The organism is Curtobacterium luteum (assembly GCF_014646995.1).
Lineage (GTDB): Bacteria > Actinomycetota > Actinomycetes > Actinomycetales > Microbacteriaceae > Curtobacterium > Curtobacterium luteum.
Map to the genome: position 1 here is coordinate 1 of NZ_BMOI01000009.1, position 25875 is coordinate 25875.

General features: G+C 72.9%; 25 protein-coding genes and 3 tRNA genes. 19 read left to right on the forward strand and 9 right to left on the reverse strand.

Going from position 1 to position 25875, the window contains the following annotated elements:
- Positions 1-191: 191 nt before the first annotated feature.
- Entirely contained in the window at positions 192-1178 is a 987-nt protein-coding gene (locus IEY20_RS10865; RefSeq protein WP_175329466.1) for an o-succinylbenzoate synthase, read from the reverse strand.
- Positions 1179-1383: 205 nt separating this feature from the next.
- Here IEY20_RS10865 and IEY20_RS10870 point away from each other — a divergent pair, with 205 nt between their 5' ends.
- The 4 genes from IEY20_RS10870 to IEY20_RS10885 all read left to right on the forward strand — a co-directional run bounded on the left by IEY20_RS10870 (position 1384) and on the right by IEY20_RS10885 (position 5248).
- On the forward strand, positions 1384-1908 hold the full coding sequence (locus IEY20_RS10870) for a hypothetical protein (protein WP_175329465.1): 525 nt from the start codon (positions 1384-1386) through the stop codon (positions 1906-1908).
- Positions 1909-2068: 160 nt separating this feature from the next.
- Positions 2069-2998, forward strand: a complete 930-nt coding sequence (locus IEY20_RS10875; RefSeq protein ID WP_022904400.1) for a 1,4-dihydroxy-2-naphthoyl-CoA synthase — start codon at positions 2069-2071, stop codon at positions 2996-2998.
- Between the two features lie 10 nt (positions 2999-3008).
- Positions 3009-4145, forward strand: a complete 1137-nt coding sequence (locus IEY20_RS10880) for an AMP-binding protein (protein WP_175329464.1) — start codon at positions 3009-3011, stop codon at positions 4143-4145.
- A 107-nt stretch (positions 4146-4252) separates the two neighbouring features.
- Complete coding sequence (locus tag IEY20_RS10885) at positions 4253-5248, forward strand: 1,4-dihydroxy-2-naphthoate polyprenyltransferase (protein WP_175329463.1); 996 nt, start codon at positions 4253-4255, stop codon at positions 5246-5248.
- A 200-nt stretch (positions 5249-5448) separates the two neighbouring features.
- Here IEY20_RS10885 and IEY20_RS10890 read toward each other — a convergent pair whose 3' ends face one another.
- Positions 5449-5769: a DUF4229 domain-containing protein gene (locus IEY20_RS10890; RefSeq protein ID WP_022904403.1), complete on the reverse strand. Its 321-nt coding sequence runs from the start codon at positions 5767-5769 to the stop codon at positions 5449-5451.
- Between the two features lie 63 nt (positions 5770-5832).
- On the opposite strand from IEY20_RS10890, the gene IEY20_RS17110 reads away from it, so the two are divergent.
- The gene (locus tag IEY20_RS17110; protein ID WP_022904404.1) at positions 5833-6192 is read left to right on the forward strand and encodes a PLD nuclease N-terminal domain-containing protein; all 360 of its coding nucleotides are present in this window, start codon (positions 5833-5835) and stop codon (positions 6190-6192) included.
- A 34-nt stretch (positions 6193-6226) separates the two neighbouring features.
- A complete protein-coding gene (gene menD, locus IEY20_RS10895) occupies positions 6227-7918 on the forward strand; it encodes a 2-succinyl-5-enolpyruvyl-6-hydroxy-3-cyclohexene-1-carboxylic-acid synthase (RefSeq protein ID WP_217504538.1) in 1692 nt (563 codons plus the stop codon).
- 168 nt (positions 7919-8086) lie between these two features.
- On the opposite strand, the gene IEY20_RS10900 is transcribed toward menD, so the two are convergent.
- Positions 8087-9346 (reverse strand): isochorismate synthase, encoded by a 1260-nt coding sequence (locus tag IEY20_RS10900; RefSeq protein WP_188889128.1) that lies wholly within the window; start codon positions 9344-9346, stop codon positions 8087-8089.
- Positions 9347-9410: 64 nt separating this feature from the next.
- On the opposite strand from IEY20_RS10900, the gene IEY20_RS10905 reads away from it, so the two are divergent.
- The 4 genes from IEY20_RS10905 to IEY20_RS10920 all read left to right on the forward strand — a co-directional run bounded on the left by IEY20_RS10905 (position 9411) and on the right by IEY20_RS10920 (position 13992).
- Positions 9411-10220, forward strand: coding sequence for a demethylmenaquinone methyltransferase (locus IEY20_RS10905; RefSeq protein WP_022904407.1), 810 nt, complete (start codon positions 9411-9413; stop codon positions 10218-10220).
- 45 nt (positions 10221-10265) lie between these two features.
- Positions 10266-11342: a polyprenyl synthetase family protein gene (locus IEY20_RS10910; RefSeq protein ID WP_175329460.1), complete on the forward strand. Its 1077-nt coding sequence runs from the start codon at positions 10266-10268 to the stop codon at positions 11340-11342.
- A 74-nt stretch (positions 11343-11416) separates the two neighbouring features.
- The gene (locus IEY20_RS10915) at positions 11417-12790 is read left to right on the forward strand and encodes an FAD-dependent oxidoreductase (RefSeq protein WP_175329459.1); all 1374 of its coding nucleotides are present in this window, start codon (positions 11417-11419) and stop codon (positions 12788-12790) included.
- 14 nt (positions 12791-12804) lie between these two features.
- Positions 12805-13992, forward strand: coding sequence for a heparan-alpha-glucosaminide N-acetyltransferase domain-containing protein (locus tag IEY20_RS10920; RefSeq protein ID WP_022904410.1), 1188 nt, complete (start codon positions 12805-12807; stop codon positions 13990-13992).
- A gap of 464 nt (positions 13993-14456) precedes the next feature.
- Here the strand turns inward: IEY20_RS10920 and cls are convergent, their stop codons facing one another.
- Together cls and IEY20_RS10930 are read right to left on the reverse strand one after the other, a co-directional pair.
- Positions 14457-15917 (reverse strand): cardiolipin synthase, encoded by a 1461-nt coding sequence (gene cls, locus IEY20_RS10925; protein ID WP_022904411.1) that lies wholly within the window; start codon positions 15915-15917, stop codon positions 14457-14459.
- 32 nt (positions 15918-15949) lie between these two features.
- On the reverse strand, positions 15950-16438 hold the full coding sequence (locus IEY20_RS10930; RefSeq protein ID WP_175329458.1) for a YajQ family cyclic di-GMP-binding protein: 489 nt from the start codon (positions 16436-16438) through the stop codon (positions 15950-15952).
- A gap of 145 nt (positions 16439-16583) precedes the next feature.
- Between IEY20_RS10930 and IEY20_RS10935 the strand changes: the two genes are divergently transcribed.
- From IEY20_RS10935 to IEY20_RS10955, 5 genes are all read left to right on the forward strand, one after another.
- A tRNA-Tyr gene (locus tag IEY20_RS10935) sits at positions 16584-16665 on the forward strand.
- Between the two features lie 57 nt (positions 16666-16722).
- Positions 16723-17553 (forward strand): inositol monophosphatase family protein, encoded by an 831-nt coding sequence (locus tag IEY20_RS10940; protein ID WP_175329457.1) that lies wholly within the window; start codon positions 16723-16725, stop codon positions 17551-17553.
- 149 nt (positions 17554-17702) lie between these two features.
- The gene (locus tag IEY20_RS10945; protein WP_175329456.1) at positions 17703-18923 is read left to right on the forward strand and encodes a M23 family metallopeptidase; all 1221 of its coding nucleotides are present in this window, start codon (positions 17703-17705) and stop codon (positions 18921-18923) included.
- A 93-nt stretch (positions 18924-19016) separates the two neighbouring features.
- Positions 19017-19088: transfer RNA gene (locus IEY20_RS10950), tRNA-Thr, on the forward strand.
- 33 nt (positions 19089-19121) lie between these two features.
- A tRNA-Met gene (locus IEY20_RS10955) sits at positions 19122-19195 on the forward strand.
- An 84-nt stretch (positions 19196-19279) separates the two neighbouring features.
- Here IEY20_RS10955 and IEY20_RS10960 read toward each other — a convergent pair.
- Complete coding sequence (locus tag IEY20_RS10960; protein ID WP_175329455.1) at positions 19280-21499, reverse strand: hypothetical protein; 2220 nt, start codon at positions 21497-21499, stop codon at positions 19280-19282.
- 10 nt (positions 21500-21509) lie between these two features.
- Positions 21510-21875, reverse strand: coding sequence for a hypothetical protein (locus tag IEY20_RS10965; protein ID WP_175329454.1), 366 nt, complete (start codon positions 21873-21875; stop codon positions 21510-21512).
- A gap of 253 nt (positions 21876-22128) precedes the next feature.
- On the opposite strand from IEY20_RS10965, the gene IEY20_RS10970 reads away from it, so the two are divergent.
- Entirely contained in the window at positions 22129-22494 is a 366-nt protein-coding gene (locus tag IEY20_RS10970) for a helix-turn-helix transcriptional regulator (RefSeq protein WP_175329453.1), read from the forward strand.
- A 13-nt stretch (positions 22495-22507) separates the two neighbouring features.
- Here IEY20_RS10970 and IEY20_RS10975 read toward each other — a convergent pair whose 3' ends face one another.
- On the reverse strand, positions 22508-23500 hold the full coding sequence (locus IEY20_RS10975) for a phytanoyl-CoA dioxygenase family protein (protein ID WP_175329452.1): 993 nt from the start codon (positions 23498-23500) through the stop codon (positions 22508-22510).
- Positions 23501-23701: 201 nt separating this feature from the next.
- Here IEY20_RS10975 and IEY20_RS10980 point away from each other — a divergent pair, with 201 nt between their 5' ends.
- Positions 23702-24466 (forward strand): helix-turn-helix domain-containing protein, encoded by a 765-nt coding sequence (locus IEY20_RS10980; protein WP_049976599.1) that lies wholly within the window; start codon positions 23702-23704, stop codon positions 24464-24466.
- An 18-nt stretch (positions 24467-24484) separates the two neighbouring features.
- Here the strand turns inward: IEY20_RS10980 and IEY20_RS10985 are convergent, their stop codons facing one another.
- On the reverse strand, positions 24485-24874 hold the full coding sequence (locus IEY20_RS10985; RefSeq protein WP_022904419.1) for a hypothetical protein: 390 nt from the start codon (positions 24872-24874) through the stop codon (positions 24485-24487).
- A gap of 112 nt (positions 24875-24986) precedes the next feature.
- Here IEY20_RS10985 and IEY20_RS10990 point away from each other — a divergent pair, with 112 nt between their 5' ends.
- Both IEY20_RS10990 and IEY20_RS10995 read left to right on the forward strand, forming a co-directional pair.
- Positions 24987-25436 carry a MaoC family dehydratase N-terminal domain-containing protein gene (locus IEY20_RS10990; RefSeq protein WP_083882150.1) on the forward strand — a complete coding sequence of 150 codons (450 nt, stop codon included), beginning with the start codon at positions 24987-24989 and terminating at the stop codon, positions 25434-25436.
- The gene (locus IEY20_RS10995; protein ID WP_022904421.1) at positions 25433-25873 is read left to right on the forward strand and encodes a MaoC/PaaZ C-terminal domain-containing protein; all 441 of its coding nucleotides are present in this window, start codon (positions 25433-25435) and stop codon (positions 25871-25873) included. Before IEY20_RS10990 ends, IEY20_RS10995 begins: the two co-directional genes overlap by 4 nt.
- The last annotated feature ends 2 nt before the right edge of the window (positions 25874-25875 follow it).

Here is a 25875-nt window from a genome sequence, read left to right on the forward strand (position 1 = left end):
CAGGCTTGCACTGCCCGGCCTTGGGTGGTCGCGGCGCCCCCGGCGGTGGACCGTCCGGCGGTCACGAACTGTCGCTCTCGCGCCCGCCGACCGACGGTTCGTGACCGCTCGCCGGACCTGCGCGTGGTGTCGTGACCGCCGGGGCCGGGGCCGAGGCCCTGAGCCCGCGCGGCCCCGAGCCCGCGCGCCCGTCAGGCCGGGAGCAACTCGTGCACGCGGCGCACCCGGTCGAGCCACCACGACGTCCGCTCCGGCGACGCAGCGTGCCGCTCGAGCAGAGCCCGGTCGACCTCGACCCGACGGACCGCGATCCGGCCCCCGACCGGCAGCAGCGGTTCCGCCGTCACGTCGCCGCGGAACATCGCCGCCGTCCCGAGCCCCGCCGCGAATCCCGGCGCCATCGACCGCGCAGCGAGGAACGCACCCATCCCCAGGCCGACGGAGGTGTCGAGCGCGCTGGAGACCACGCACGGGAGACCGGCCTCGGCCACGATCCGGGCAGCCGCCGAGACCCCACCGAGGGGCTGCGCCTTGACCACGAGCACGTCGGCCGCTCCGGCACGGGCGACCGCGAGCGGGTCGGCGGCCTTCCGGACGCTCTCGTCGGCCGCGATGCGCACCCCGAGGCCGTCGATCCGCGACCGCAGGGACGCGAGCTCCTCGACCGAGGCCACCGGCTGTTCTGCGTACTGCAGGTCGAACACGGCGAGCCGCTCGAGTGCCGTCGTCGCCTCGTCGACGGACCACAGGCCGTTCGCGTCCACCCGGACATCGGCGTCGGGACCCATCACCCGTCGGACCTCGGCGACGCGGGCGACGTCGTCGTCGACGGTCGTGCCGGGCTCGGCGACCTTCACCTTCGCGGTCGTGCAGCCCAGGTAGCGTGCGAGCAGCTCGGCGACCTGCTCCGGGTCGACCGCGGGCACGGTCGCGTTGACCGGCACGGCGTCGAGCGCGGGTTCGTGTGCGGTCCACCCGAAGTCGATCGCGGCGTCGAGCCACGCGCTGGCCTCGGCATCGTCGTACTCCACGAAGGGGGAGAACTCGGTCCAGCCCTCGGGACCACGGAGGACGAGGGCCTCGCGGGCCGTGATCCCGCGGAACCGGACGCGCATCGGCAGGGACACGACGTGGGCGTCGGCGAGGAGTTCAGCGAGGTCGGGGCGCACGGTGACCATCCTCCCAGGCGCGTCCAGGGTGCCCCACGGTTGTTCGGAGGGGACCGCCAGCGCAGGGCATTAGCATGCACCGGTCGGCTTCGGTCGACAGGCATGTCGGAGGGGCCCGGTCCCGCCGAACGGACCGGAAGAGGGAGGCTCGGTGTCCCCGGACCCGCAGCGAGGAGCAGCACCACGCGGTGCGACTCCGCAGCAGCGCGCCGCGGTGCAGCAACGCACCACGCGGCAGCGCGCAGCACAACCCCGGACCGCGGCGGCCGCCCGTCCCCAGCCGCAGCAGCGACCGGCGACGCCGACCCCGTCGGGCCAGCGTGCGAAGGCCCCGTCGGGCCAGCGTCCGACGGCCCCGAGCGACGAGTTCGCACGCCTCGTCCAGCGGAACACGGTCGACGTCCGGAACGCCCCGGGTCGCACGCACCGTCGCCGCAACCCGCTCGTCGGCAAGATCGCCCTCGGTCTCGCGGTGGTCTGCGCGGCGATCGACGCGAGCGCCTTCGCGGTGTTCGTCGGCGGGGACACCACCTTCGCGTTCGGCATCTGCTTCGTCACCGTGTTCCTGACCCTGGTCGCCGCGGTCCTCGGCTTCATCGCGGCGGTCGGCTCGCTCGGCCGGTGGTACGGCGCGATCGGCGTCGTCGTGGCGTTCCTCGCCAACCCGGTGATCCTCATCGTGCTCATCGTGGTCGTGGCCCCCGAGCTCCTCACCGACATGGGCGGCAGCGCGACCTGACCGGAGTCACCCGGCAGCGTGCCCTGCCCGGAGTCACCCGGCAGCGTGCCCTGCCCGGATCCACCCGGCAGCGCGACCTGACCGGATCCACCCCGGCCGCCGCTCCGCACCGGGTGCCGCCCGCGACGGGACGGTCGGACGGCGGCGGTACGTTGGGAGCATGGCTGCTCCCGTCTCCGACCTGTTCGACCCCGACGTCTGGACCGCGGCTCCGATCGCGGAGCAGTTCACCGACATCACGTACCACAAGCACGTCTCGCAGGGGATCGTCCGGGTGGCCTTCGACCGGCCGGAGGTCCGCAACGCCTTCCGCCCGCGGACGGTCGACGAGCTGTACCGCGCCCTCGACGACGCCCGCCAGGACCCCCGCGTCGGGGTCGTCCTGCTCACCGGCAACGGCCCGAGCCCGAAGGACGGCGGCTGGGCCTTCTGCTCCGGCGGCGACCAGCGGATCCGTGGGCGCAGCGGCTACCAGTACGTCGGCGACGAAGGGGCCCCGCCCGAGGGTGTCGACCCGGCCGCGGCGCAGGCGTCGATGGGCCGACTGCACATCCTCGAGGTGCAGCGGCTCATCCGGATGATGCCGAAGGTCGTCATCGCGGTCGTCCCGGGGTGGGCGGCCGGCGGCGGACACTCGCTGCACGCGATCTGCGACCTCACCATCGCGAGCGCCGAGCACGGGAAGTTCAAGCAGACCGACGCCGACGTCGGATCGTTCGACGGGGGCTACGGCAGCGCCTACTACGCCAAGCAGATCGGGCAGAAGTTCGCGCGTGAGGTCTTCTTCCTCGCGCAGGAGTACTCCGCCCAGCGCGCGTACGAGATGGGCGCGGTGAACGCCGTCGTGCCGCACGAGGACCTCGAGCGCGAGGCGATCCGCTGGGGCGAGATCATCCTCGGCAAGTCCCCGACGGCGATCCGCATGCTCAAGTACGCGTTCAACGCGGTCGACGACGGCATGGTCGGCCAGCAGGTCTTCGCCGGCGAGGCAACGCGCCTCGCCTACGGCACCGACGAGGCCGTCGAGGGGCGGGACTCCTTCCTCGAGAAGCGCAAGCCGGAGTGGACCTCCTTCCCGTGGCACTACTGAGGCGCGCCTGATGCCCCGTCCGCTGGTCGCGGTGGGCGCGTCCGACCCGTTCGCCGTGCTGCGCGGCCTGGAGGCAGCACTCGCCGGCGGCCCCGCGCTGCTCCCCGTCGCCGAGAGGACCCCAGCGCTGCCGACACGGCCTCCCGCGGACGTCGCGCAGCGGGTCGCCCTGGTGGTCGAGACGAGCGGCTCCACCGGGACCGGGAAGCGGGTCGCGCTGTCGTCGGAGGCGCTCCTCGCCGGAGCGGCCGCCGCCGACGCGGCGCTCGGCGGCCCGGGCGCGTGGGTGCTCGCGCTGCCGACGCACTACATCGCCGGCCTCAACGTCCTGACGCGATCGATCGCCGCCGGGTCGACCCCGGTCGTCGTGCCGGCCGGCCACTTCGACCCGGCCGGGTTCGCGGACGCCGCGGCGCAGCTGGTGACCGACCGGTCGGCCCCGCGGCGCTACACGTCGCTCGTGCCGGTGCAGCTCGCCCGGGTCCTCGACGACGAGCGTGCGACGGCGGCCCTCGCCGCGTTCGACGCCGTCCTCGTCGGAGGTCAGGCCACCCCGGTGACGCTCCGGGACCGCGCACGGGAGGCCGGCGTCCCGATCGTCACGACGTACGGCGCGAGCGAGACCAGCGGTGGGTGCGTCTACGACGGCGTGCCGCTCGGCCCGGTGCACGCGGCCGTGGACGACGGGGAGCTGCTCCTCGCCGGGCCGATGCTCGCCGAGGGGTACCTCGGCGACGACGACCGCACGGCCCGCACCTTCACGGAGCGCGACGGGCAGCGTTGGTACCGCACGGGCGACGCCGGCGAGGTCGTGGACGGCCGGGTACGGGTCGTGGGACGGCTCGACGACGTCGTCATCTCCGGCGGCGAGAAGGTCGCGCTCGGAGCCGTCGAACGCATCGTCCGGGGCGTGCCCGGTCATGAGGGCGCGGTCGTCACCCGGCGGGCGTCGGGGGAGTGGGGCGAGGTGCCCGTCGTCGTCACCGACCGGCCGCTCGACCTCGACGCGGTCCGCACGGCCGTCGGCGACGCCCTGGGCCGCGCGGCCCGCCCCGCCGAGGTCGTCGTGCTCGACCGACTCCCGATGCTCCCGAGCGGGAAGCCGGACCGCCGGGCGGTCCGCGCGATCGTCGACCCGACCGCCTGACGGAGGTGGGCCGAGCGGGGCGGGCGATCCGGGCCTCCCGGCCGTCGCCCGTCTCCGTGACGGCCTCCGCGCCGGTCGCATGGCGAACGCCGGTACGATGATCGGCCGTGGCACGAACGAAGCAGCAGAGCCGGTCCAAGGGCCGGAGTGGCAACCCGGCGAAGGCCGCTGGCCCGCAGCGGACCAAGCGCAAGGCGACCGCGCGCGACTGGATCGGTGGGGCGCGACTGCGGACCCTGACGCTCGGCGTCGTGCCGGTGGTCCTCGGCACCGCCGTCGCCTTCGTCGACAGCGGGAACCCCGGCGACTTCGGTGACTACCTCGGGAAGGACGGGCACCTGGCGATCGCGCTGCTCGCCCTGGCGGTCGCGCTGTTCCTGCAGATCGGCGTGAACTACAGCAACGACTACTCCGACGGGGTGCGTGGCACCGACGAGTTCCGCGTCGGCCCGGCACGTCTCACGGGGGCCGGCATCGCCAGGCCGCGGACCGTGCTCACGGTGGCGCTGACGTTCTTCGGGCTCGCGGCCCTCGCGGGCATCGGGATCGTGGTGCTCACCGGGCTGTGGTGGATCCTCATCGTCGGGGCCGCCGCCATCGTCGCGGCGTGGTTCTACACCGGCGGCACGCGGCCCTACGGCTACAACGCGCTCGGCGAGGTCTTCGTCTTCGTCTTCTTCGGGCTCGTCGCCGTGCTCGGGACGCAGTACACCCAGATCCAGCAGGTCACCGCCAGCGGGTGGGCCGCGGCCGTCGCCGCCGGGTTCTTCGCGTGCGCGGTGCTCATGGTGAACAACATCCGGGACATCGACGAGGACCGCCTCGCCGGCAAGCGGACGCTCGCCGTGGTGCTCGGCCGGACCGTCGCACGGACGCTGTACGGGTTGTTCCTGATGCTCCCGTACGTCGTGCTGCTGTGGTTCGTGCTGCTCTACTTCCGCACGGGGTTCACGTACTTCTCGCTGCTGCTCGCGCTGCCGGCGCTGGTGATCGGGGTGTCGTCGCGGAAGCCGCGCGAACTCATCACGGCGCTGCAGCTGTCGTCGTTCGCGTCGCTGGGCTACGGGGTGGTGCTCGGCATCACGCTCGCCGTGCAGCCGTAGGCGCCGCGGCGCGGCCCCGCGCCGCGCCGCGACCCCGCGCCGCGGCGGCCGCGGTCCGCACCGCGTTCGCACAACGGAAGACACCCCGAACCAGCACGACGCGTGGTTCGGGGTGTCTTCGGTTGTGCGGATCCGCGCGAGCCGCCGCTCCGGCCGCCGGACCTCGGCCGCCGGACCTCGGCGCGTCAGACCTCGCCGCGTCAGACCTCGTCGCGCCGGGCGGCGTGCCGGTCGGCGTCGGAGACGGGCTGTGCGCTCGGCGCCTCGCCGTCGGCGGCGTCGACGAAGTCGTCCTCGAAGTCGCTGTCGGCGTCGTGCGCGGGCCCCGGGCGACGCTCGGCGAGGCTCAGCGCCACACGGTGGCGGAGCTTCGCGAGGGCGATGTACGACACCAGCAGCCCGACCAGCGCGGCGACGATCGTGGCCCAGTACCAGGGCATCGGCGTCAGGACGCGGAGCAGCAGGAGGGCGGCCGCGAAGATCCCGAGACGGGCCAGGGTGTACAGGAGCCAGGCTTTCACCCGACAAGTGTACGAAGCCCGGCATGGCAGGTGCTGCACAGGAGCGCTGCCTAGACTCCGTGCATGGTCCGACTGTGGCTGATCGTCGTCGTCGCCGCCGTGGCGTTCACGGTGTGGGCGGCCATCGACTGCGCCACGATGCCGCGCCAGCGCGTGCGTTCCCTCAGCCGCGGGGTCTGGATCCTCCTCGTGATCGTCCTGCCCGTCGTCGGCGGGGTGCTCTGGCTGCTGCTCGGCCGCGCTCCCGCGGGTCCGGCGCCCGCCGCCCGGTACCGTGGACCCGAAGACGACCCGGACTTCCTCGGCGGCCGGACGACGCCCCCGGGACGCTCCCGCACGGACAAGGACCAGGACGACGCAACCCTCCGAGACCTCGAAGACCAGTTCCACGACCGCGACGACGACGGACGCCCGAACGGCTGACCGCAGCCCGGCGACCGACTTCGCCGTCGCGCTCCTGCAGGACCTCGCGCGGGCCGGTGTCACCGACGTCGTCGTGAGCCCGGGCTCCCGCTCCCAGGCGCTCGCCCTCGCCGCGGTCGCACTCGAGCGCGCTGGCGGCCCCACCGTGCACGTCCGGCTCGACGAGCGCACCGCGGGCTTCTTCGCGCTCGGCCTCGCGGTCGAGACCGGACGGCCCGCAGCCGTGGTCACCACGAGCGGGACCGCGGTCGCGAACCTGCACCCGGCGGTGCTCGAGGCGCACCACTCCGGCGTCCCGATGATCGTGCTGAGCGCCGACCGCCCGGAAGAGCTCCGCGGCATCGGCAGCAACCAGACCACCGTCCAGCCCGGCCTGTTCGGCCCGGCGGTGTCGTTCGTCCGCGACGTGCAGGCGCCGACCGCAGCGACCACCGACGACGAGCTGCACCGGACCACCCGGGAGCTCGCCCGACAGACCGTGGCCGCGGCGTCCGGGCACGAGGGGCAGCCGGGCCCCGTCCAGCTCAACCTCGCCTTCCGCGAACCGCTGTCCGCCGGGCTCCCCGAGGGGGCCGTCGCCCCCGTGCCCGACGCTGACGTCGACACCGCGTACGCCACGCGACGCCAGCACACCGGCCTCCCGCTGGCGGAGCTCGCTCCCGACGAAGAGCCGGCCACGGTCGTGATCGCCGGCCACGACGCCGGACCCGACGCCGAGCGGATCGCCTGGGAGCTCGGTGCCCCGCTGATCGCGGAGGTGTCGAGCGGTGCCCACTTCGGCCGCAACCTCGTGGTCGCCTACCGTGAACTCCTCCGCGACCCGGCGTTCGGAGGAGTGGTGCGGCGAGCCGTCGTGCTCGGGCACCCGACGCTGAGCCGCGAGGTGCCGGCGCTCCTGCAGCGTGACGACGTCGAGACCGTCGTGGTGCGCGCACCGGGGGCCGACGTGTACGACCCGGCCCGCGCCTCCCGGCCGGACGCCGTGACCACCGTCGTGTCGGACGTGCGGGTCACCGGCCGGACCACGCCTGCCCACCGCGCGTGGGTGGGCCGCTGGGTGGTCGCGAGCCGGGCGCTGCTCGGCGAGGGCGACGCCGCTCCGGACCTCGACGCGAAGCGGTCCCCGGACCGCGCCGAACGGAACCGGTTCCTCCGCGACGAGGTCGCGCTCCGTCGGCGTCCCGTCGACCGGGCCATGCTGACCGAGGCCGTCTGGGGCGTGACGTGGCCGCACGACCGGCTCGTGCTCGGCGCGTCGCAGCTCATCCGCGTCGCGGACGCCCGGGTGCCGGGCAAGAAGCTCCGCGTGCACGCCAACCGCGGGCTCGCCGGCATCGACGGCACCGTGTCGACCGCCCTCGGGATCGCTGCCGCGCTCGAGCGCTCCTCGGCGTCGGTCGGGACCACCCGCGTGCTCGTGGGGGACCTCACGTTCCTGCACGACCTCGGGGCCTTCGTCACGGGGACGCGGGAGCGGACTCACCGGGTGCAGGTGGTGGTCGGCAACGACGGCGGCGGCGCGATCTTCCGCGGTCTCGAGGTCGCGGCGACGACGCCGGAGGCGGACATGACCCGGATGATGAGCACGCCGCAGCACGTGGACGTCGAGCGGGTCGTGACGGGACTCGGGTGGGAGTACCGCCGGGCCGCGACGTGGGGCGATCTGGAGCGGGTGCTGACGGACCCGGCGGAGCGGGTCGTCATCGAGGTGCCGCTGGCGGAGTGAGCGCGGCCGGCACGGCCGACCGGCCTGCACGGCCGGGTGTGCGCGGAACCGGGTGTCGGCCTGGAGGCGCGGTACCGGTCCGCACGTGCCTCCAGGCCGGTACGCGGTCGCGTGGGCGCCCGTGCCCCGGTCGGTGCGCGGTCGCGTGGTCGCGCCGCGACGCGCGCGTCAGGCGAGCGCGTCCCGGATCGGCCGGAACTTGAGCGCGGTCTCGGCGACCTCCCTCGTCGGCTCCGACCCCGCCACGATGCCCGCGCCCGCCCACGCCCGGACGGTGCCGTCCGGGGTGATCCGCGCGCTCCGGAGGGCGAGCATCCACTCGCCGTCCCCGTTCGCGCCGAGCCACCCGACCGGTCCTGCGTAGCGCCCGCGGTCGACGCCCTCGAGCTCGGACACGAGCCGGACGGCGACGTCGGTCGGGGTGCCGGCGACGGCGGCCGTGGGGTGCAGGACGTCGGCGACGTCGAGCGACGTCGTACCGACGGGGAGGGTCGCCTGGACGTCGGTCGCCAGGTGCCACACGTTCGGCAGCTGCAGGCGGAAGGGTTCGGGGTCGGCGCGCACGTCCGACGCGAGGTGTCGGAGCGCGGCCAGCAGGCTCTCGATCGCGAACGCGTGCTCCTCGACGTCCTTCCGGCTCGACGCCAGGGCCTCGGCGGCGGCACGGTCCGAGACCGGGTCGGTCCCGCGTGCCGCACTGCCGGCGAGCACCCGTGCCGAGAGCCGCGTGCCGTCCGTCCGCGCCAGGGTCTCCGGGGTCGCGCCGATCAGCCCGTCCACGGCGAAGGTGACGCACTGCGGGTAGGCGTCCGCGAGGTCGAGCAGGACGGCCCGCTGGTCGGCACCGTCCGGCAGGGTCCCCACGAGGTCGCGGGCGAGCACGACCTTCTGCGCCTCGCCGGCCGCGATGCGTCGCACGGCCTCCACGACGTTCCGCGCGTACGTGTCCTCGTCGATGCGTCCGGGGGAGAACACCACCGACACGTGCGGGCCGACCCGGGGGACCGGCACCGACGTGCGGCTGAACGCGAGCGGCGCGGGGTCGGGCGTGGTGTCGATCGCGGTCAGCCAGGCCTTGCCGCGCCGACGGCCGACCACGACGCGGGGGACGACGAGCACGCTCGTGTCCGCGGAGTCGTCGGCGAACGCGAAGGACCCGAACGCGACGAGCCCGGAGCCGCGGAGCTGCACCGGGTCGTCGACCTCGGCGGCGGCGACCACGTCGCGCCAGACGGCGGAGGCGTCCCGCATCCGGGAGGTGCCCGTGAACTCGAACCGCAGCGCCTCACCGATCCCGACGATGCCGTCCCCACCGCGGACGAAGGCCAGCGGGGCGTCGTGCAGGGTGTGGCGGAGGACGGCGCCCGGGTCGTCGAGGATCCGGGTCGACACCGTCAGCGGCGGGGCCGCCGTCGTGGTTCGTGGCACGCCCCGATCGTACGCGCCGCGCGCTCACGGGAACGCTCGGGCACGGACCTCTAGGATGGCTCGGGTGAGCAGAGCGGACCTGAACAAGCGCCCGGACGAGGTGGCGGCCATGTTCGACGACGTCGCGGCGAAGTACGACCTCACGAACGACATCCTCTCCGCGGGCAACGCCCCGCTGTGGCGTGTCGCGACGGTCCGTGCGGTCGACCCGCAGCCGGGCGAGAAGGTGCTCGACATCGCCGCCGGGACGGGCACGAGCTCGGCCGCCTTCGCCAAGAAGGGTGCCGAGGTGACGGCGCTCGACCTCTCCGCGGGCATGATCGCGGTCGGTCGGGAGCGCCACCCGGAGATCACCTTCGTCGAGGGCGATGCCGAGCACCTGCCGTTCGACGACGACACCTTCGACGCCGTCTCCATCTCCTTCGGCCTGCGCAACGTCAACGACCCGCAGCAGGCGCTCGTCGAGATGCTCCGGGTGCTCAAGCCCGGCGGTCGCGTCGTCATCTGTGAGTTCTCCACGCCGCCGATCGCGCTCCTGCGCTTCGGCTACGGCACCTACCTCAAGCGGGTGCTGCCCGGCGTCGCGAAGCTGTCGTCGAGCAACCCCGCGGCCTACCGCTACCTCGCCGAGTCGATCGACGCGTGGCCCGAGCAGCAGGTCCTCAGCCAGTGGCTCCGCGGCGTCGGCTTCACGATGGTCGCCTACCGGAACCTGACGGCCGGTATCGTCGCACTGCACCGCGGCCGCAAGCCCGTCGCGGGCACGGTCCGCGAGTCGGTGGCACGACGTGCGAAGGCCCGACGCGAGCACCAGGCCACCGGCGAGCAGCCGCGTGTCCAGCCGGGCACCGACGCCGCCGACCACGACGGCTGACCCATCCCTCCCCGAGTACGGGCCTCCCCGAGTACGGAGCAGCACTTGAACCCGAGCGTCCCGGTCGCACGTCGCGCACCGAGTCTCCGCGCCTCGCTGGGCATCGGCGAACGGCTGTTCGCGTCCCCCGCCGACCGGCGGTTCATCACCGCGGTCGACGACGGGCTCGAGGTGGTCGAGCACGCGCTCGAGGAGGCGATGCACTCCGCGGACACCCTCGCGGACACCACGAGCCGGTACCTGCTCGCGGCCGGCGGCAAGCGCATCCGGCCCACGCTGACGCTCCTGATCGCGCAGCTCGGCCGGGGTGTCACCGACGAGGTCGTGAAGGCCGCGGTGAGCATCGAGACCACGCACCTCGCGTCGCTCTACCACGACGACGTCATGGACGAGGCACCGGTCCGTCGCGGTGTCCCGGCGGCGCACGTCACCTACGGCAACAACGTCGCGATCCTCACCGGGGACCTGCTGTTCGCCCGGGCGAGCCTCATCACGGCGGACCTCGGCGTCGAGGGCATCCGCATGCAGGCGGAGACCTTCCAGCGGCTCTGCCTCGGACAACTCCACGAGACCACCGGTCCCCGCGAGGGCGAGGACGCCGTCGCGCACTACATCCAGGTCCTCAGCGACAAGACCGGTTCGCTCATCGCGACCGCGGCCCGCGCCGGCATCCTGTTCTCCGGCGCCGACCGCGCCTACCTCGAACCCGTCGCGGTCTTCGGCGAGAAGGTGGGCGTCGCCTTCCAGCTCGTCGACGACGTGATCGACCTGGCACCGGCGGGGGACCGCACGGGCAAGATCGCCGGCAACGACCTCCGCGCCGGCGTCGACACGCTGCCGCTCCTGCACCTCCGGGCACTCGCCGCCTCCGATCCCGACGCCGATGCGCTCCTGCACCGCATCGAGCACGACGTGAAGGGCGCCCCGGACGACGCGGTCGACTCGGCGCCGTACCAGTCCGCCGTGGCGGCACTGCGCGGCCACGAGGCGACCACGGCGACGCGCGCGATCGCCGTACGGTGGGCCGAGGAAGCGGTCGACGCCCTCACCCCGCTGCCCGACGGCACCGTGAAGAAGGCGCTCACCCGGTTCGCGGAGTCCGTCGTCGACCGGAGCCGCTGACCCGCGCCACCGCACCACGAGCCACCCACCAGCGGCCCCGGGAGCACCCCACCCGAACGAACTGGAGACGATCAGTGCCCACCCTCCGACTCGCCATCGTCGGCGCCGGCCCCGCCGGCATCTACGCCGCGGACATCCTGCTGCGCGAGGCGCACGGCTACGACGTGTCGATCGACCTGTTCGAACAGCTCCCCGCCCCGTACGGCCTGGTCCGGTACGGCGTCGCCCCCGACCACCCCCGCATCAAGGGCATCATCAACGCGCTGCGTGACGTGCTCGACCGCGGGGTCGTCCGGTTGTTCGGCAACGTCCGCTTCGGCGAGGACATCACGCTCGACGACCTCAAGCAGCACTACAACGCGGTGGTCTTCTCGACCGGTGCGATCAAGGACGCCGACCTCGACATCCCCGGGGTCGACCTCGAGGGCTCGTACGGCGCCGCCGACTTCGTGAGCTGGTTCGACGGGCACCCGGACGTGCCGCGCACCTGGCCGCTCGACGCCGAGAGCGTCGCGGTCATCGGCAACGGGAACGTCGCCCTCGACGTGTCGCGCATCCTCGCGAAGCACGCCGACGACCTCCTGCCGACCGAGATCCCGGACAACGTGTACCAGGGCCTCAAGACGAGCCCGGTGACCGACGTCCACGTGTTCGGTCGCCGCGGACCCGCACAGGTGAAGTTCACGCCGCTCGAGCTCCGCGAGCTGGGGGAGCTCCGCGACGTCGACATGATCGTGTACGACGAGGACTTCGACCACGATGAGGCATCGCTCACCGCCATCCAGACCAACAAGCAGGTCATGGTCATGAACCGTGTCCTGAACCAGTGGCGCGAGCGTGAGGTCGGGCAGGCGAGCCGACGCCTGCACCTGCACTTCTACGCGAAGCCCCTCGAGCTCGTCGCCGACGAGCGCGGGCACGTCGCGGCGATCCGGTACGAGCGCACACGGCCGGACGGACAGGGCGGTGTCGAGGGCACCGGCGAGGTCCGCGAGGTCGCCGTCCAGGCCGCGTACCGCGCCGTCGGCTACTTCGGGTCACCCCTGCCGGGTGTGCCGTTCGACGAGCGGCAGGGCGTCATCCCGAACCGCGAGGGCCAGGTCCTCAGCGAGGACGGTCACCGGCTCCCCGGCGTGTACGCGACGGGGTGGATCAAGCGTGGCCCCGTCGGCCTCATCGGACACACCAAGTCCGACGCGATGGAGACCGTCCAGCACATCGTCAACGACCAGGCCTCGTGGTGGACGCCGGAGGACCCGTCGGAGGAGGCCGTGCCGAACCTGCTCCGCGAGCGTGGCGTCGCGTTCACGGACCTCGACGGCTGGCACAACCTCGACGCACACGAACTCGCCCTCGGCGAGGCCGCCGGGCGTGAGCGGATCAAGGTCGTCCCGCGCGACGAGATGATCGACGTGTCGCTCGGTCGGACGACGGCGTCGACGAGCTGAGGGCAGCTCCCGCCGTGACCACCGCCGCACGCCCCGTACCGCCCGACGCGGTGCGGGGCGCGCCCGCGTCCGGTCCCCGGCTGCAGGGCGTCGACGTCGCCCGTGCCCTCGCGCTGCTCGGCATGATCGCGACCCACGTCGCAGACGTCCCGGAGGCCGTGGACTGGTCGGACCCGTCGACCTGGGCCGCCGTGGCACACGGACGATCGTCCTCGCTCTTCGCGGTCCTCGCCGGGGTGTCGATCGGGCTCACGAGTGGACGGACGGAGCCGCCCGGGCCGCCCCTGATCGGCCGCGTCCGTGCCCGGCTCGCGATCCGTGCGCTCGCCGTCGTCGGTGTCGGACTCCTGCTGATGGCGCTCGACACGCCCGTGTACGTGATCCTGCCGACCTACGGCGCGCTGTTCCTCCTCGCCGTCCCGGTGCTCCGCGTCCGCGCCCGCTGGCTGCTCGTCCTCGCGGGAGCCTGCGCCGTGGCGTCACCGGTCGTCGCGCTCGCGGTCGTGCCCCTGTACGCGGACGCGGGCATGTGGGAGGTGCAGCTCGGCCTGGTGTACCCCGTGGTCACCTTCCTGGCGTACGTGCTGGTCGGGCTCGCGGTCGCGCGGGCGGGCGGCCTGGGCCCCCGCTGCCGGTTCCCGGGCGACGCGCCAGCGGCGTCCGGGCCGAGCCGGTGGGGAGAGGCGCGGATCACCCAGGCAGCGCTGCTCGCGTCCGGCGCTCTGGTCGCCGTCGCCGCGTACGTCGTCGGGAACGCCCTCGCGCCGGTGCCCGCCGACGCCGCGTGGCTGTCCTTCCCGGGGGTGCCCTACTCGCCCGACGGCAGCACGCCAACGCAGGCCCTCGCGCAGGAGTTCCTCTCGCCGCGCGACCACTCGTCGTCCGTGGTCGACGTCGTGGGGACGGCCGGGGTCGCGGTCGCGGTGACGGCGCTCTGCTGCCTGCTCGTCGACGGTCGCGGCCGGACGGTGCGGCGGGTGGCGTTCCCGCTCGTGGCCGTCGGTGCGATGCCGCTGTCGGTGTACGCGTTCCACCTGGTCGTGATCGCGCTGCTGCCGGAGTACCCGCAGAGCGCGGCTGCCTGGGGGTGGTTCGCGATCGGCTCGGTGCTCTTCGCCATGACCTGGCGGACGTTCTTCGGGCGAGGGCCGCTCGAGCGGCTGCTCGCCCGCCTGACCGACCTCGTCCCGCTCACCCGCTGAGGCCCGCGCGCGCACTCCGGGCGGCGCCTCGCCCCTCGCACCGTGCGAGGGCGGCGCCGCCCGTACGCACGGTGCGAGGTTTCCCACATCGTGCGGGGCTCGCGCCCTCGCACCGTGTGCGAAACCTCGCACGCTGCGCCCGGGCCCCTCGCAAGGTGCGAGGCGAGCGCGAGCGCACGCGGGCGCACGCCGCGGTCGGGCCCCTCGCACCGTGCGAGGCGAGCGTCGCCCGTACGCACAGTGCGAGGTTTCCCGCACCGTGCGGGGCTCGCGCGCTCGCACCGTGTGCGAAACCTCGCACGCCGCGCCCGGTCCCTCGAACCGTGCGAGGAACCGGGCGGCGCGACCGCACGCAGGCACACGCCGCGCCCGGCGCCTCGCACCGTGCGAGGGACCCGGGCGGCGCGACCGCTCGCGGAGGCAGGCCGATGCGTCGGACGCGGCCCGCGCCTCCCGGCCGCCCGCTACTGCAGCGCTGCCGTGAGCCGCGCGACGTTGTCGAGCACCTTGGACCGCCGCGGCCGGTCCACCCACGACTCGAGCGTCAGCTCGAAGCTGTGCTCCTTGTAGGCGTCCTGGACCTCGCGGAGGGCGTCGACGAAGCGACTGCCCCGCACCATGACCGACACCTCGAGGTTGAGGCTGAACGAGCGCATGTCCATGTTGCTCGACCCGATCACCGCCACCTCGTCGTCGATCGTGAAGTGCTTCGCGTGGAGGATCGTGGGGGCACGGTAGAGCCAGATCCTGACCCCGGCGCGGAGTAGCCCCTCGTAGTAGGAGCGCTGGGCGTGCCACGTCATCGCGTGGTCGCCCATCTCGCCGACGAAGAGCTCGACCTCGACCCCGCGCTGCGCCGTCGTCGTGATGGCGTAGAGCATCGAGTCGTCGGGGACGAAGTACGGCGAGGTGATCGACACCTTCTGCTGCGCCGAGTAGAGGAGCGCGTTGAAGAGTCGCAGGTTGTTCTCGCCGTCGAAGCCCGGTCCGGACGGCACCACCTGGCAGTCGAGCGCGTCGCCACGGTCGGCCCGCTGGACGGGATCGCTCTCGCGGAGGAGCAGCTCGTCGGTCTCGCTGTACCAGTCGGTCACGAACAGCGCGTTGAGCCCGGCGACGACCGGCCCCTCGAACCGCGCGAACAGGTCCTTGTACGCCATGTGTCGCTTCTTGTGCGACTCGAGGTCGTAGGACTTGTCGATGAGGTTCTGCGACCCGGTGAACGCCACCGACCCGTCGATGACCATGATCTTGCGGTGGTTCCGGAGGTCCGGCCGCTGGAACTTCCCCTGCAGCGGCTTGAGCGGCAGCATGAGGTGCCACTCGATCCCGGCGCGGTCGAGGAACGCGAGGGTGTCCTTGTAGTCCGGGTACCCGCGGCTCGCCCAGTGGTCGAGCAGGAACCGCACGGTCACGCCGCGGGACTGCGCACGCGCCAGCGCCTCGAAGAACGGCCGGGTCGTGTCGTCGAGGGTCGCGATGTAGAACTCGACGTGGATGAAGCGCCGCGCCTGGTCGATCGCGCGCGTCATCTCGGCGTACGACTCGTCGTAGTCGGGGTAGAGCTCGGCGGAGTTGCCCCCGACGAGCGGCATCGACCCGAGCCCGCGGTTCAGCGCGACGATGCTCTCGAGCCACGGCGGCCACGGGTGGTCCTTGCGGACGCGGTCCATGCCCTCGGTCTGGTCGAGGATGTACTGGTTGATCTCCGCCTGCTTCTCGCGGCGGTCCCGGGGGAGCTTCGTGGAGCCGATGACGAGGAAGACGATGAACCCGATGTACGGGATCAGGAAGATCGCGAGCAGCCAGGCCGTCGCGGTCTGCGGCTTGCGGTCGATCGGGACGTAGATGATCGAGAAGACACGGATCGCGAGGTCCAGGAGGACCAGCAGGACCGTGATCGTGACGGAGAGCCAGTGCTCCACGGTGTCGTCGTCGGCTCAGTCGGACGCGGGCGTCAGCGGAAGTTCACGAACTGCAGCGGCACGTCGAACTCTTCGCCCTTCAGCAGCTGGATCGTGTTCTGGAGGTCGTCGCGGCTCTTCGAGGACACCCGGAGCTCGTCGCCCTGGATCTGGCTCTTCACTCTCTTGGGGGCCTGGGCACGGAGGAACGCGCCGATCTTCTTCGCGACGTCCTGCTCGATGCCGTTCTTGAACTTCACCTCGATGCGGAACTCCTTGCCCGAGGGGAACGGGTCGCCGGCGTCGAGGCTCTTGAGGCTGATGCTGCGCTTGATCGCCTTCGACTGGAGGACGTCGAGCACGGCACGCGCACGCTCCTCGGAGTTCGCCTTGATGAGGACGTCCTCACCGCTGAACGCGATCGACGCGCCGGCGCCCTTGAAGTCGTAGCGCTGCTCGATCTCCTTGGCCGCCTGGTTGACGGCGTTCTCCGCCTCCATCTTGTCGACCTTGCTCACCACGTCGAAGGAACTGTCTGCCATGCGGGACAGCCTATCGGCGGCCTGGAGGCACGGTTCAGGACCGCAGGACGGCCGACGTCGACGGGGTGGTCGAGACCACCCCCGCGCATCGGCTATGCTGTTCTGCGCGCCTCCGGTTGGTGATCACACGGGTCGGGTGCGCGATGGCAAGTTACCCAAGCGGCCAAAGGGATCTGACTGTAAATCAGCCGGCGTAGCCTTCGGGGGTTCGAATCCCTCACTTGCCACACGATGAACGCCCCCTCCTCGGAGGGGGCTTCGTCGTTCGCGGGCAGGATGGGGGCATGACCTCCGATCCCACACCGTCCGCGTTCGCCGACCTCGCCGAGTCCATCGCCCGTGAGGCCGCCGCCCTGGCAGCCCGCCGTCGTGCCGAGGGCGTCGATGTCGCCGACCGGAAGTCGAGCATCGTCGACGTCGTGACCGCAGCGGACCGCGAGGTCGAGGACCTCGTCCGGCGCCGGATCGCCGAGGCGCGGCCCGAGGACGCGGTGCTCGGCGAGGAAGCCGGTGGCACGGACGGGACGAGCGGCTTCACGTGGGTGGTCGACCCGATCGACGGCACGGTGAACTACCTCTACGGCCGTCCGGACTACGCGGTGAGCATCGGCGTGGTCCGCGGCGCCCCTGATCCCGCGACGTGGGAGCCGGTCGCCGGGGTCGTGATCGCGCCGGCCACGGGGACGGTGTTCCGGGCGGTCGCCGGCGGGACCGCGCTCCGTGACGGCACACCGATCTCGGCCAGCGCACCGGCGTCCCTCGCCGAGACGCTGCTCGCCACGGGGTTCGCGTACACCGCGGAGCGTCGCCGCGGGCAGGTCGCCGTGCTGGCGGAGCTCATCGGGAGCGTCCGTGACGTCCGGCGCGGGGGATCGGCGGCCCTCGACTGCTGTGCGGTCGGCGACGGCACGGTCGACGCCTACTACGAGCGGGGGATCAACCCGTGGGACATGGCGGCCGGCTCGATCGTCGCCGCTGCGGCCGGTGCCGAGGTGCGGTCCTGGCAGGCCGGCGACACGCGGTCGTTCCTGTTCGCCAGCCCCGGCATCGCAGACGAGTTGGAGGCCCTCCTGCACCGGGCGGAGGCCGCCGGGCTCGGGGTGGGAGCGTCCTGACGACGTCGACACCCCCGGACCGGGGGCACCTCCGAAGCGGGCCCGCGACTGGCGGGCGGAGGTGTCCTTTGCTACCGTTCAGGAGTTCCGTTACCCGCTCGTTACCAACGGGCGCCGCACGCACCCCGATCAGGACCCGCACCGAACGCATGCCCCACGCCTCCACGCCGCCCGCACCGACCGACGTCACCGTCGACGCACCGACCCCGGTCGTCCACCTGACCCGACGAGCGCGCATCGAGGCCGAGCGAGCCGCTGCACGCACCCAGGCGCCCGTCGGGACGATCGACGAGTTCGCCGCGATCGTCGGCGCCCCGGTGACGGCCACCGCTCCCGCGTCGCCGCTCGACGTGGCGCCCGCCTCGCCCGCGATGCCGGCGGCGGGGGCCGGGATGCCCGCGTCCGAGGCCGGGCCGGTCACGCCGCCCGCACCGTCGTCCCCGGTCGTCGGTCCATCCGCTGCTGCGGCACCCGCGACGCGCCCCTCGGCCGCCGGGTCGAGCGCAGCCCGACGCCCGCACACCGACCGGCCCGAGGGCCGGGTCCGTGCCGCCCGCCGGCCCACGCCGGTGCACGGTCGTCGGCCGGCCACCGCGCCGGCACGCCCGGTGACCCGCGTGCAGCGCACCGCGAGCGCACCCGCCACACCGGTGCGGACGACACCGGCGCCCACGGGGACCGCGTTCCGTCGGACCGCGTCCCGCGTCACCGCGGTCGGCGCCCTCCTGTTCGTCGCCGGCCTGGTCGTCTCCACGTCGCTGCCCGCACAGGCGCTCTACACGCCCGAGGCCGGCTCCACCGCGGCCCGCGCGGCGGCGTCCGGCAGCGCCCAGTCGCTCAGCGTCGGTGAAGCCGCGGACGGTTCGACCTCGCGCGACCAGTACACGGTCTCCGACGCCACGCAGTACGCCAACACCGACTCGTCGGCGTTCACGAACGACGCAGCGGGCACCATCCAGTGGCCGTTCCTGACCGGTGTGCCGATCACCTCCGGGTTCGGCGGACGCCAGGTCGCCGGCTGCTCGTTCTGCTCGACGAACCACATGGGCGTCGACTTCGCCCCGGGCGAGGGCACACCGATCCGGGTCGTCGCGGACGGCGTCGTGACGAAGGTCCAGGCGAACGACGGCGGCTTCGGCAACGACGTCTGGGTGACGCACGACGTCGACGGCAAGCAGTTCGTCAGCGTCTACGGCCACATGAAGGACGGCACCTTCAAGGTCGTCACCGGCCAGCAGGTGCACGTCGGCGACGAACTCGGCGAGGTCGGCAGCACCGGCAACTCGACCGGGCCGCACCTGCACCTCGAGATCCACGTCGGCGGGGTCCCCGTGGACCCGCTCGCGTGGCTCGAGCAGAACGCGAACTAGCGGGCCCCGCGACGGCACGCCCGGGCGTCCCACCCGGTTCCGGATGACCGTCGCGAGTCTGCTACTCTCGTGTGGTGCCGTTCGCGGCACATCGCCCCGATAGCTCAGTGGTAGAGCACTTCCATGGTAAGGAAGGGGTCGTCAGTTCAATCCTGACTCGGGGCTCCGACCCGGAGCACGTTTCGGCTCCGGATCTCTGGCGGGGTAGCTCAGTTGGTTAGAGCACACGGCTCATAATCGTGGTGTCGCGGGTTCAAGTCCCGCCCTCGCTACACGAATCGAACACCGAACGAACCGAACACCGAAGAACGGCGGCTGGATCCCAGCCGCCGTTCTCGCGTCCCGCCCCGCCTCCGTCAGTCGACGAGCACCTCGGTCCACTCGATCGGTGATCCGCCGTCGTTGATCGCGACCGGGGTGAACCGGAAGCCCTCCGAGGTCCGCTCGACGGGGAGGCTGGCGCAGCTGCCGTCGGCGGCGTGCGCGACGGCGACGAGCCGACGGGCGTCCGGGCGCAGGATCTCCACCGGGTCCGGGTCGAGCGTCACGAGGCCGAGCGCCGCGGTGGTCCCGAGCGGGTCGTCCGTCCGGCTGAGGACGGCGACCCGAGCGGCCGTGCGGAGGACGTCCTGGTGGCGCGAGACGCCGCTGCCGTCGAGGCGGCCCGGTCGTGCGACGAGCCCGGTCATCGCGTCACCCTCGTACCGTGCCCACGAGGCCGAGCGGGCGCCGGTCGAGCCGCCGAGGTACGCCGGCGTCAGCGGGCGCACGGTGAAGGTCGTCGTCGGGCGGGTGAGGGTCGCGAGTCCGTTGTAGCGGGCGATGTCGAGGCTGGAGGGTGCGGAGTCCCGGGGGTCGCCGTGGAAGGCGCCCAGGGAGCCGATGGGGCCGAACACGGCCGTGTCGAGCCAGATGTCGCCCATCTCGAGCCAGTCGTAGCCACCGCTGCCGTAGCTCGGCACGCCGAGTTCGCCGAGGATCGAGCTGAAGAACAGTCGCCGGTTCGCCTCGGCGTGGTACTCGTCCGCGTTGAGGTACATGTCGTCGGTCGAGTGCAGGTCGACGTGGTCGGTCAGGAGCGGCGACAGGTTGTAGTACATGACCACGATGTCGGGGTCGACCTCGCGCATGGCGCCGATGACGAGCTCGAGGGCACGGACGAGCAGGAGCTCGCCGCCCCAGGCACGGTTCGCGGGTGCCGCGTTGACGAGCGCCGGGAGCTCGTAGCCGAAGTCGAACTTCACGACGCTCGGCCGGTACCGCTCCACGAACGCCCGGGCCCGTGCCGCCAGTCGTGCACGAACCGGTTCCTGGGACACGTCGAACAGGAAGTACGAGTGGTCGTGGTTGCCCCGCCGCACCGGCACGCCGTCGGCGTCGCAGAGCATGTGCTCCGGCGACAGCCCGTGCGAGGCCGGGTCGTCGCACCGGAGGAACGCCGCCCACAGTCCCACCTCGACCCCGTCGGCCCGCACACGGTCGAGGAACCGCTCGAAGTGCGGGAACCGCTCCTCGTCGTGCTCGAGCAGCCCGTACTCGCCCTCCCACTTGTCGTCGATCACGAAGACCCCCGGACGCATGCCGCTCGCACGCACGTCGTCGTAGATCGACTCGAGGGCGCCCTGGTCGAACCGGTCGAGGGCGGTCCCTGCGGCGCACTGGGCGCCCCACGTGTTGAACTGGGCCTTGCCGAGCGTCTCCAGCTGGCGGGCGGACCGCTCCCGGGGCCGGACCGTCCCGCGATCGCGGAGCGCGCGGTAGTACGCGCGGACGGCGTCGTCGTAGGTGTCGGCCACCGTCAGCACCCAGGACGCTCCGACCTCGAGCGACTCGCCGCCGGTCGTGCACTGGTGCCACAGGTCCGAGTGGGTCCGCAGCCACGGGCTCGTGCGGCCACGCCGGTGCCGGAGCAGGAGGTCACCCGCGGGCACGGCGGTGAGCCCGAGGCACCACGACGCCGACAACCCGCGGGTCAGCGCGCCCCGCTCACACATCGACCCCTCGATGCTGAACCCCGCGACGTAGTGCACCGGGAGCCCCCACTGCGCGGCCACGATGTCGTCGCAGTCGTTCGACCCCCGCCCGAGCCACGTGGTGAGGTCGAGGCGGAGCTGCGCCGGGATGACCGGACCGAGGGCGGACGACTCGCTCGCCCCCGGGTGCACGATCGAGTCGCTCTGCACGCCGGGCAGCGGACCCTCCTCGGACCACTCGGCGAACGCCAGCACCGACACGACCTCGGCCTCCCGGTCGGACCCGTACCCCGGTGCGTCGAACCAGATCCCGTCGTCCGCGAGCCGGACCCGGACCGTCAGCCGGTCGGCGCCGTTGACGCCCTCGTACTCCACGGTGAGGAGCTCGGCCTGCCCGTCGTCGCCGTCGCCGATCGTCGTGAGGTCGGTGCGGCGGACCGACCCGGGAGTCGTCGGTCCCCGGTCGAGGAGGACGGCGGGCTGCAGCGGGGCCTCGAGGACGAGCAGCCCGCGGCGGTCGTGGAGCGTGAAGTGGTCGGTGTCCGGACTCCAGTGCCAGCGGTAGTCGCGGCGGGAGACGAAGCAGGGCTGTGCGATGGGCATGACCTCCACGCTAGGAACGATCCCGCCGGATGTCGTCCCACTCCGTCGGCGGAAACTCCGGGATACTCGTGTGGTGACCACCACGGAGCACTCCTTCGGCTTCGCAGCCGCGGTCGACGAGCCCGGGCCGATGACCGCGGCGCACCGGCACGACGACGTCGAACTGCACCTCGGTGCCGCCGACGTCACCTACCTGCTCAACGGCGTCCGGACCCGGATCCCCGCCGACCGGATCGCGGTCTTCTGGGCGGCGCGCCCCCACCAGCTCATCGACGTCGAGCCCGGGACGCGGGTCTCCTGGTTGACGGTGCCGCTGCCGGTGTTCCTGGCGTGGGGGCTGCCCGACGCGTTCGTCTCGGCGCTCCTCGGCGGCCACGTCGTGATCCCGGAGACGGTGGTCGGTCTCGAGGCGCCGGGGGCCGCTGCCGACCGGTTCGCTCGGTGGTCACGCGAGCTGGGGCGTCCTCCCGCGTTCGTCGACCACACCGCCCGCACGGAGGTGGAGGCGCTCGTCCGGCGGGTGTCCCTGGCCGACGACCTCGGCCGGGGGACGGCGCCGGCGAGCCCGGGCACGACCGAGCACGTCGCGGCCATTGGCCGCGTTCGTTGCCGCGCACTTCGCAGAGCCGGTGGGGGTCGCGGACGTCGCCGCGAGCGTGCACCTGCACCCGGGCCACGCGATGGCCCTGTTCAAGCGGGTGACGGGCACGAGCATCGGTGGCTACCTCGCGCGGTGCCGGGTGGCCGAGGCGCAGCGGCTGTTGGTGTCGACCCGACTCCCGGTCGCGGACGTTGCGCTCGCCGCGGGGTTCGGCTCGACCAGCCAGTTCCACGAGCGCTTCCGGACGGCCGTCGGGACGACCCCGTCGGCCTACCGCCGCCGGACGTCCGCCGTCGAGGACGAGGAGGGCCCGGGGAGGGAAGGGCCGGTCGGGCCGGACGCGCCGGCGCTCCGGTCCGGGTCGCGTCGGATCCGGACCGGAGCGCGTCACTGAACCGCTCGGCTCGTCAGACGGGACGCCCGGTCGGCTTGGTCGCGACGCTGCCGGCGCTGCAGTACGAACCGGGCGAGTGCACGCCGTGGGCGACTCGCAGTTCCGCGTCCCGGTCGTCGCTCATCCGTGGGGCGAACTCGCTGCTGACGTTCCAGGCGAACCCGTCGCTCCCGGGGTGCTGCCGCCGCCACTCGTCGAGTCCGAGTGCCACCAACCGGAGTCGCTGGTCGACGAAGGCTGCGTCCCAGGGCCCTTCGGCCAGGATCTGCTGGGCGGAGCGGAACTCGTAGTACACCGTCCGGCGGAGGGCGTTCGCGAGGGTCGCTTCGGAACCGTGCACCAGCATGACGTCGTGGACGAGGACGTCGCCCGGCTCGAGCTCCGTCTGCACCACGCCCGGGGCGTCCCAGCCGTACTCGTCCTGCAGTGCGCACACGTCCACCACCTGTTTCTGCGAGCCCGGGGCGACGCGGAGCGACCCGGCGCCCTTGCGGCTCGCGTCGAGGTAGACGTCCACGTTGAAGATGCGGTCGGTCCTCGGGTGCACGGCATCCTGGTGCCAGTCGATCGGGGCGCCGTCACCGGTGTTCTTGAAGACGAGTGACTCGTAGGTCGGGACGAAGTCGGGTCCGGCGAGGCTCTCGGCGATCCCGAGCACCTCCGGGCTGCCCAGCAGCTCGAGCGACGCGGGCTCGTGCTTGTCGTGCAGGTAGTTGATGCGGAAGAGCACCCGACCGGAGGGGCGGGTGGCGAAGTCGTAGTCGCCGTTCCCGGCCTGCTCGTCATCGAGCGCGTGGCCGTCGGCGATCCACCGGTTGCTCGCCGCCTGCAGCTTCTCGAGGAGCGGCCCGCGGATCCGGCCCCGCAGGATCACGTACCCGTGTTCGTCGAAGTGCGCCACCTCCTCCGGGGTGAGGTGGTGGGCCTCGTGCCGGAGCGGTCGGTTCCGGTCGGGCAGTGGCGCGGTCGGGTTCCGGTCGGACGCCGGGGCGTTCGTGATGGTCATCGGGTACCTCCTCGAGAGGGTGGTCCCGCCCTGGTCATCGGCGGGAGTGGTCAGGTGCGACGCTAAGGTGGTGGATCGCGGAAGTCTTCCGCGATCCACGCCGAGGAATCCAGGAATCCACCCGTGTCCGCGTCACCGCCCGAACCTCGCCTGCACGGCAACACCTTCGGCTTCTCGGCGTGGCGCGGAAGGTCGACGACGATGGCCGTTCCGCATGCGCACAACGACGTCGAGGTCAACTACTGCCGGTCGCCGTTGACCTACGACTCCGGCGGTCGGGTGTCGACGCTGCCGCCTGGGACGCCGTTCGCCTTCTGGGGTGCGAAGCCCCACCAGCTGGTCGACCTGGACGATCGGCACCCGCTGGCGTTCGTCACGATCCCGTTCGCGCAGTTCGCCTCGTGGGGTCTGCCCGCGGACGTCCGTGGCCGCCTGCTCGACGGCGGGGTGCTCATCGGGGGCGTGCCCGAGGACGCTCCGGACCTCGGAGCGGCGTTCGACCGCTGGGCGTCCGACCTCCACTCCGGGGACGCCGCGCGTCGTCGGGCAGCAGAGCTCGAGGTGCAGGCGCTCCTGGTCAGGATGTCGCGCGGTGACTGGGCTCCCCGCCGCGCCGCCGAGCCGAACAGCTCGATCGCGCTCCGACGTGCGGCCACGATGGCCGCCTACATCGCCGACCACGCCGGCGCGGACGTCCGGGTCGCCGACGTGGCTGCGGCGGTCCACCTGCACCCCAACCGCGCCGCGGCGGTCTTCCGGTCGGTGTTCGGCACGACCGTGACGGCGTTCCTCGCCCAGCACCGCGTCGCCGAGGCGCAGCGGCTCCTGCTGACGACCGACCTCGGCTCCGGGGAGATCGCCACCCGTGCCGGCTTCGGCTCGTCGAGCGCGTACCACCAGGTGTTCCGGGCGATCGTGGGGTCGCCGCCCCTCCGGTGGCAGCGAGACCACCTCGGCGACGGGTGAACGGGCCGGCCCGTGCGCTCAGTGGTACCCGTGGTCCGTCCGCCCGACGAGCACCCCGGCCGCCCGCAGCGCCGTCTCGACGCTCCCGGTGACCTGACGCCACGCGGCCCGCCGACGCTCGGTACCGATCGTCCCCCCGGCGACCGCGGTGCCGTGCCCCGCGGGACGGACCGTGATCGTGGTGGACGTGCCGGTGACGGTCGTCGAGACCTCGTAGCGGCGGAACTCCCGGGACGGGTGGACGAGCGCGCCGAGGAGGATCGTGAGGAACCGGTTCCCGCTCGTCGCGGTGATGGTCCCGCCGGTGGAGGTGACCTCGTGGCCGCTCCGTCGCAGTGCGGCCCCGGCCACCTCCATCGCCGTGCGTCGGTCCCCGGTGTGGACCGCGTACTCCGTCCGTGCCTCCATGGCTGCTCCCTCCCCGAGCGCGAGCGGCACCCCCCGACGCCGCTGCAGCAGCATAGCCGATGCGTACTCATGGAAACAGGGATGTCGGACGGCGCTCGGTAGACTGCCGGACGTGTCTGTGAACCCCGAGCTCGTCGGCAGGACGTTCCCGCCGGCCCAGCCGTACCTGGTCGGTCGCGAGAAGGTGCGTGAGTTCTCCCGTGCCGTGTTCGCGACCAACCCGATCCACCACGAGCCCGAGGCCGCCCGCGCCGCCGGCTACGACGACGTCGTGGCCCCGCCGACCTTCGCGGTCGTCGTGCAGGAAGCGACGCTCGCGCAGCTCCTGGCCGAGCCCGACGCCGGCATCGACTTCTCGCGCGTCGTGCACGGGGAGCAGGCGTTCACGTACGACCGTCCGATCGTCGCCGGCGACGAGCTCACCGCGACGCTGACCGTGACGAGCGTGAAGACCCTCGGCGGCAACGCCATGGTCACCGCCGAGTCCACCGTGGTCGACGCGTCCGGCGAGCACGTCGTCACCGCCACGTCCACCCTCGTCGTCCGGGGAGATGACGCATGAGCACCCACGTCCAGCACGGAGAGGCCGACACCGCCGTCGCGGTCGGCACGGTCGTCGCCGAGCGCGAGGTGCACGTGACCCGCGACTCGCTCGTCCGGTACGCCGGCGCCTCGGGTGACTTCAACCCGATCCACTACCGCGACGACGTCGCCGCTTCGGTGGGGCTGCCCGGTGTGCTCGCGCACGGCATGCTGACCATGGGCCTCGCCGTCCAGCCGGTCGCCGAGTGGCTCGGCGACCGCGGCTGGGTCGCACGCTACGGTGTCCGGTTCACCCGTCCCGTCGTCGTCGACCCGCAGGACGGCGCGACCGTCGGCGTGGTGGCCAAGGTCGGCACCGTGGACGACGCGGGCCGTCCGCAGCGCATCGACCTCACCGTGACCGCCGCCGGGCAGACCGTGCTCGGCAAGGCGCAGGTCACGGTGGCGTTCCGCTGACC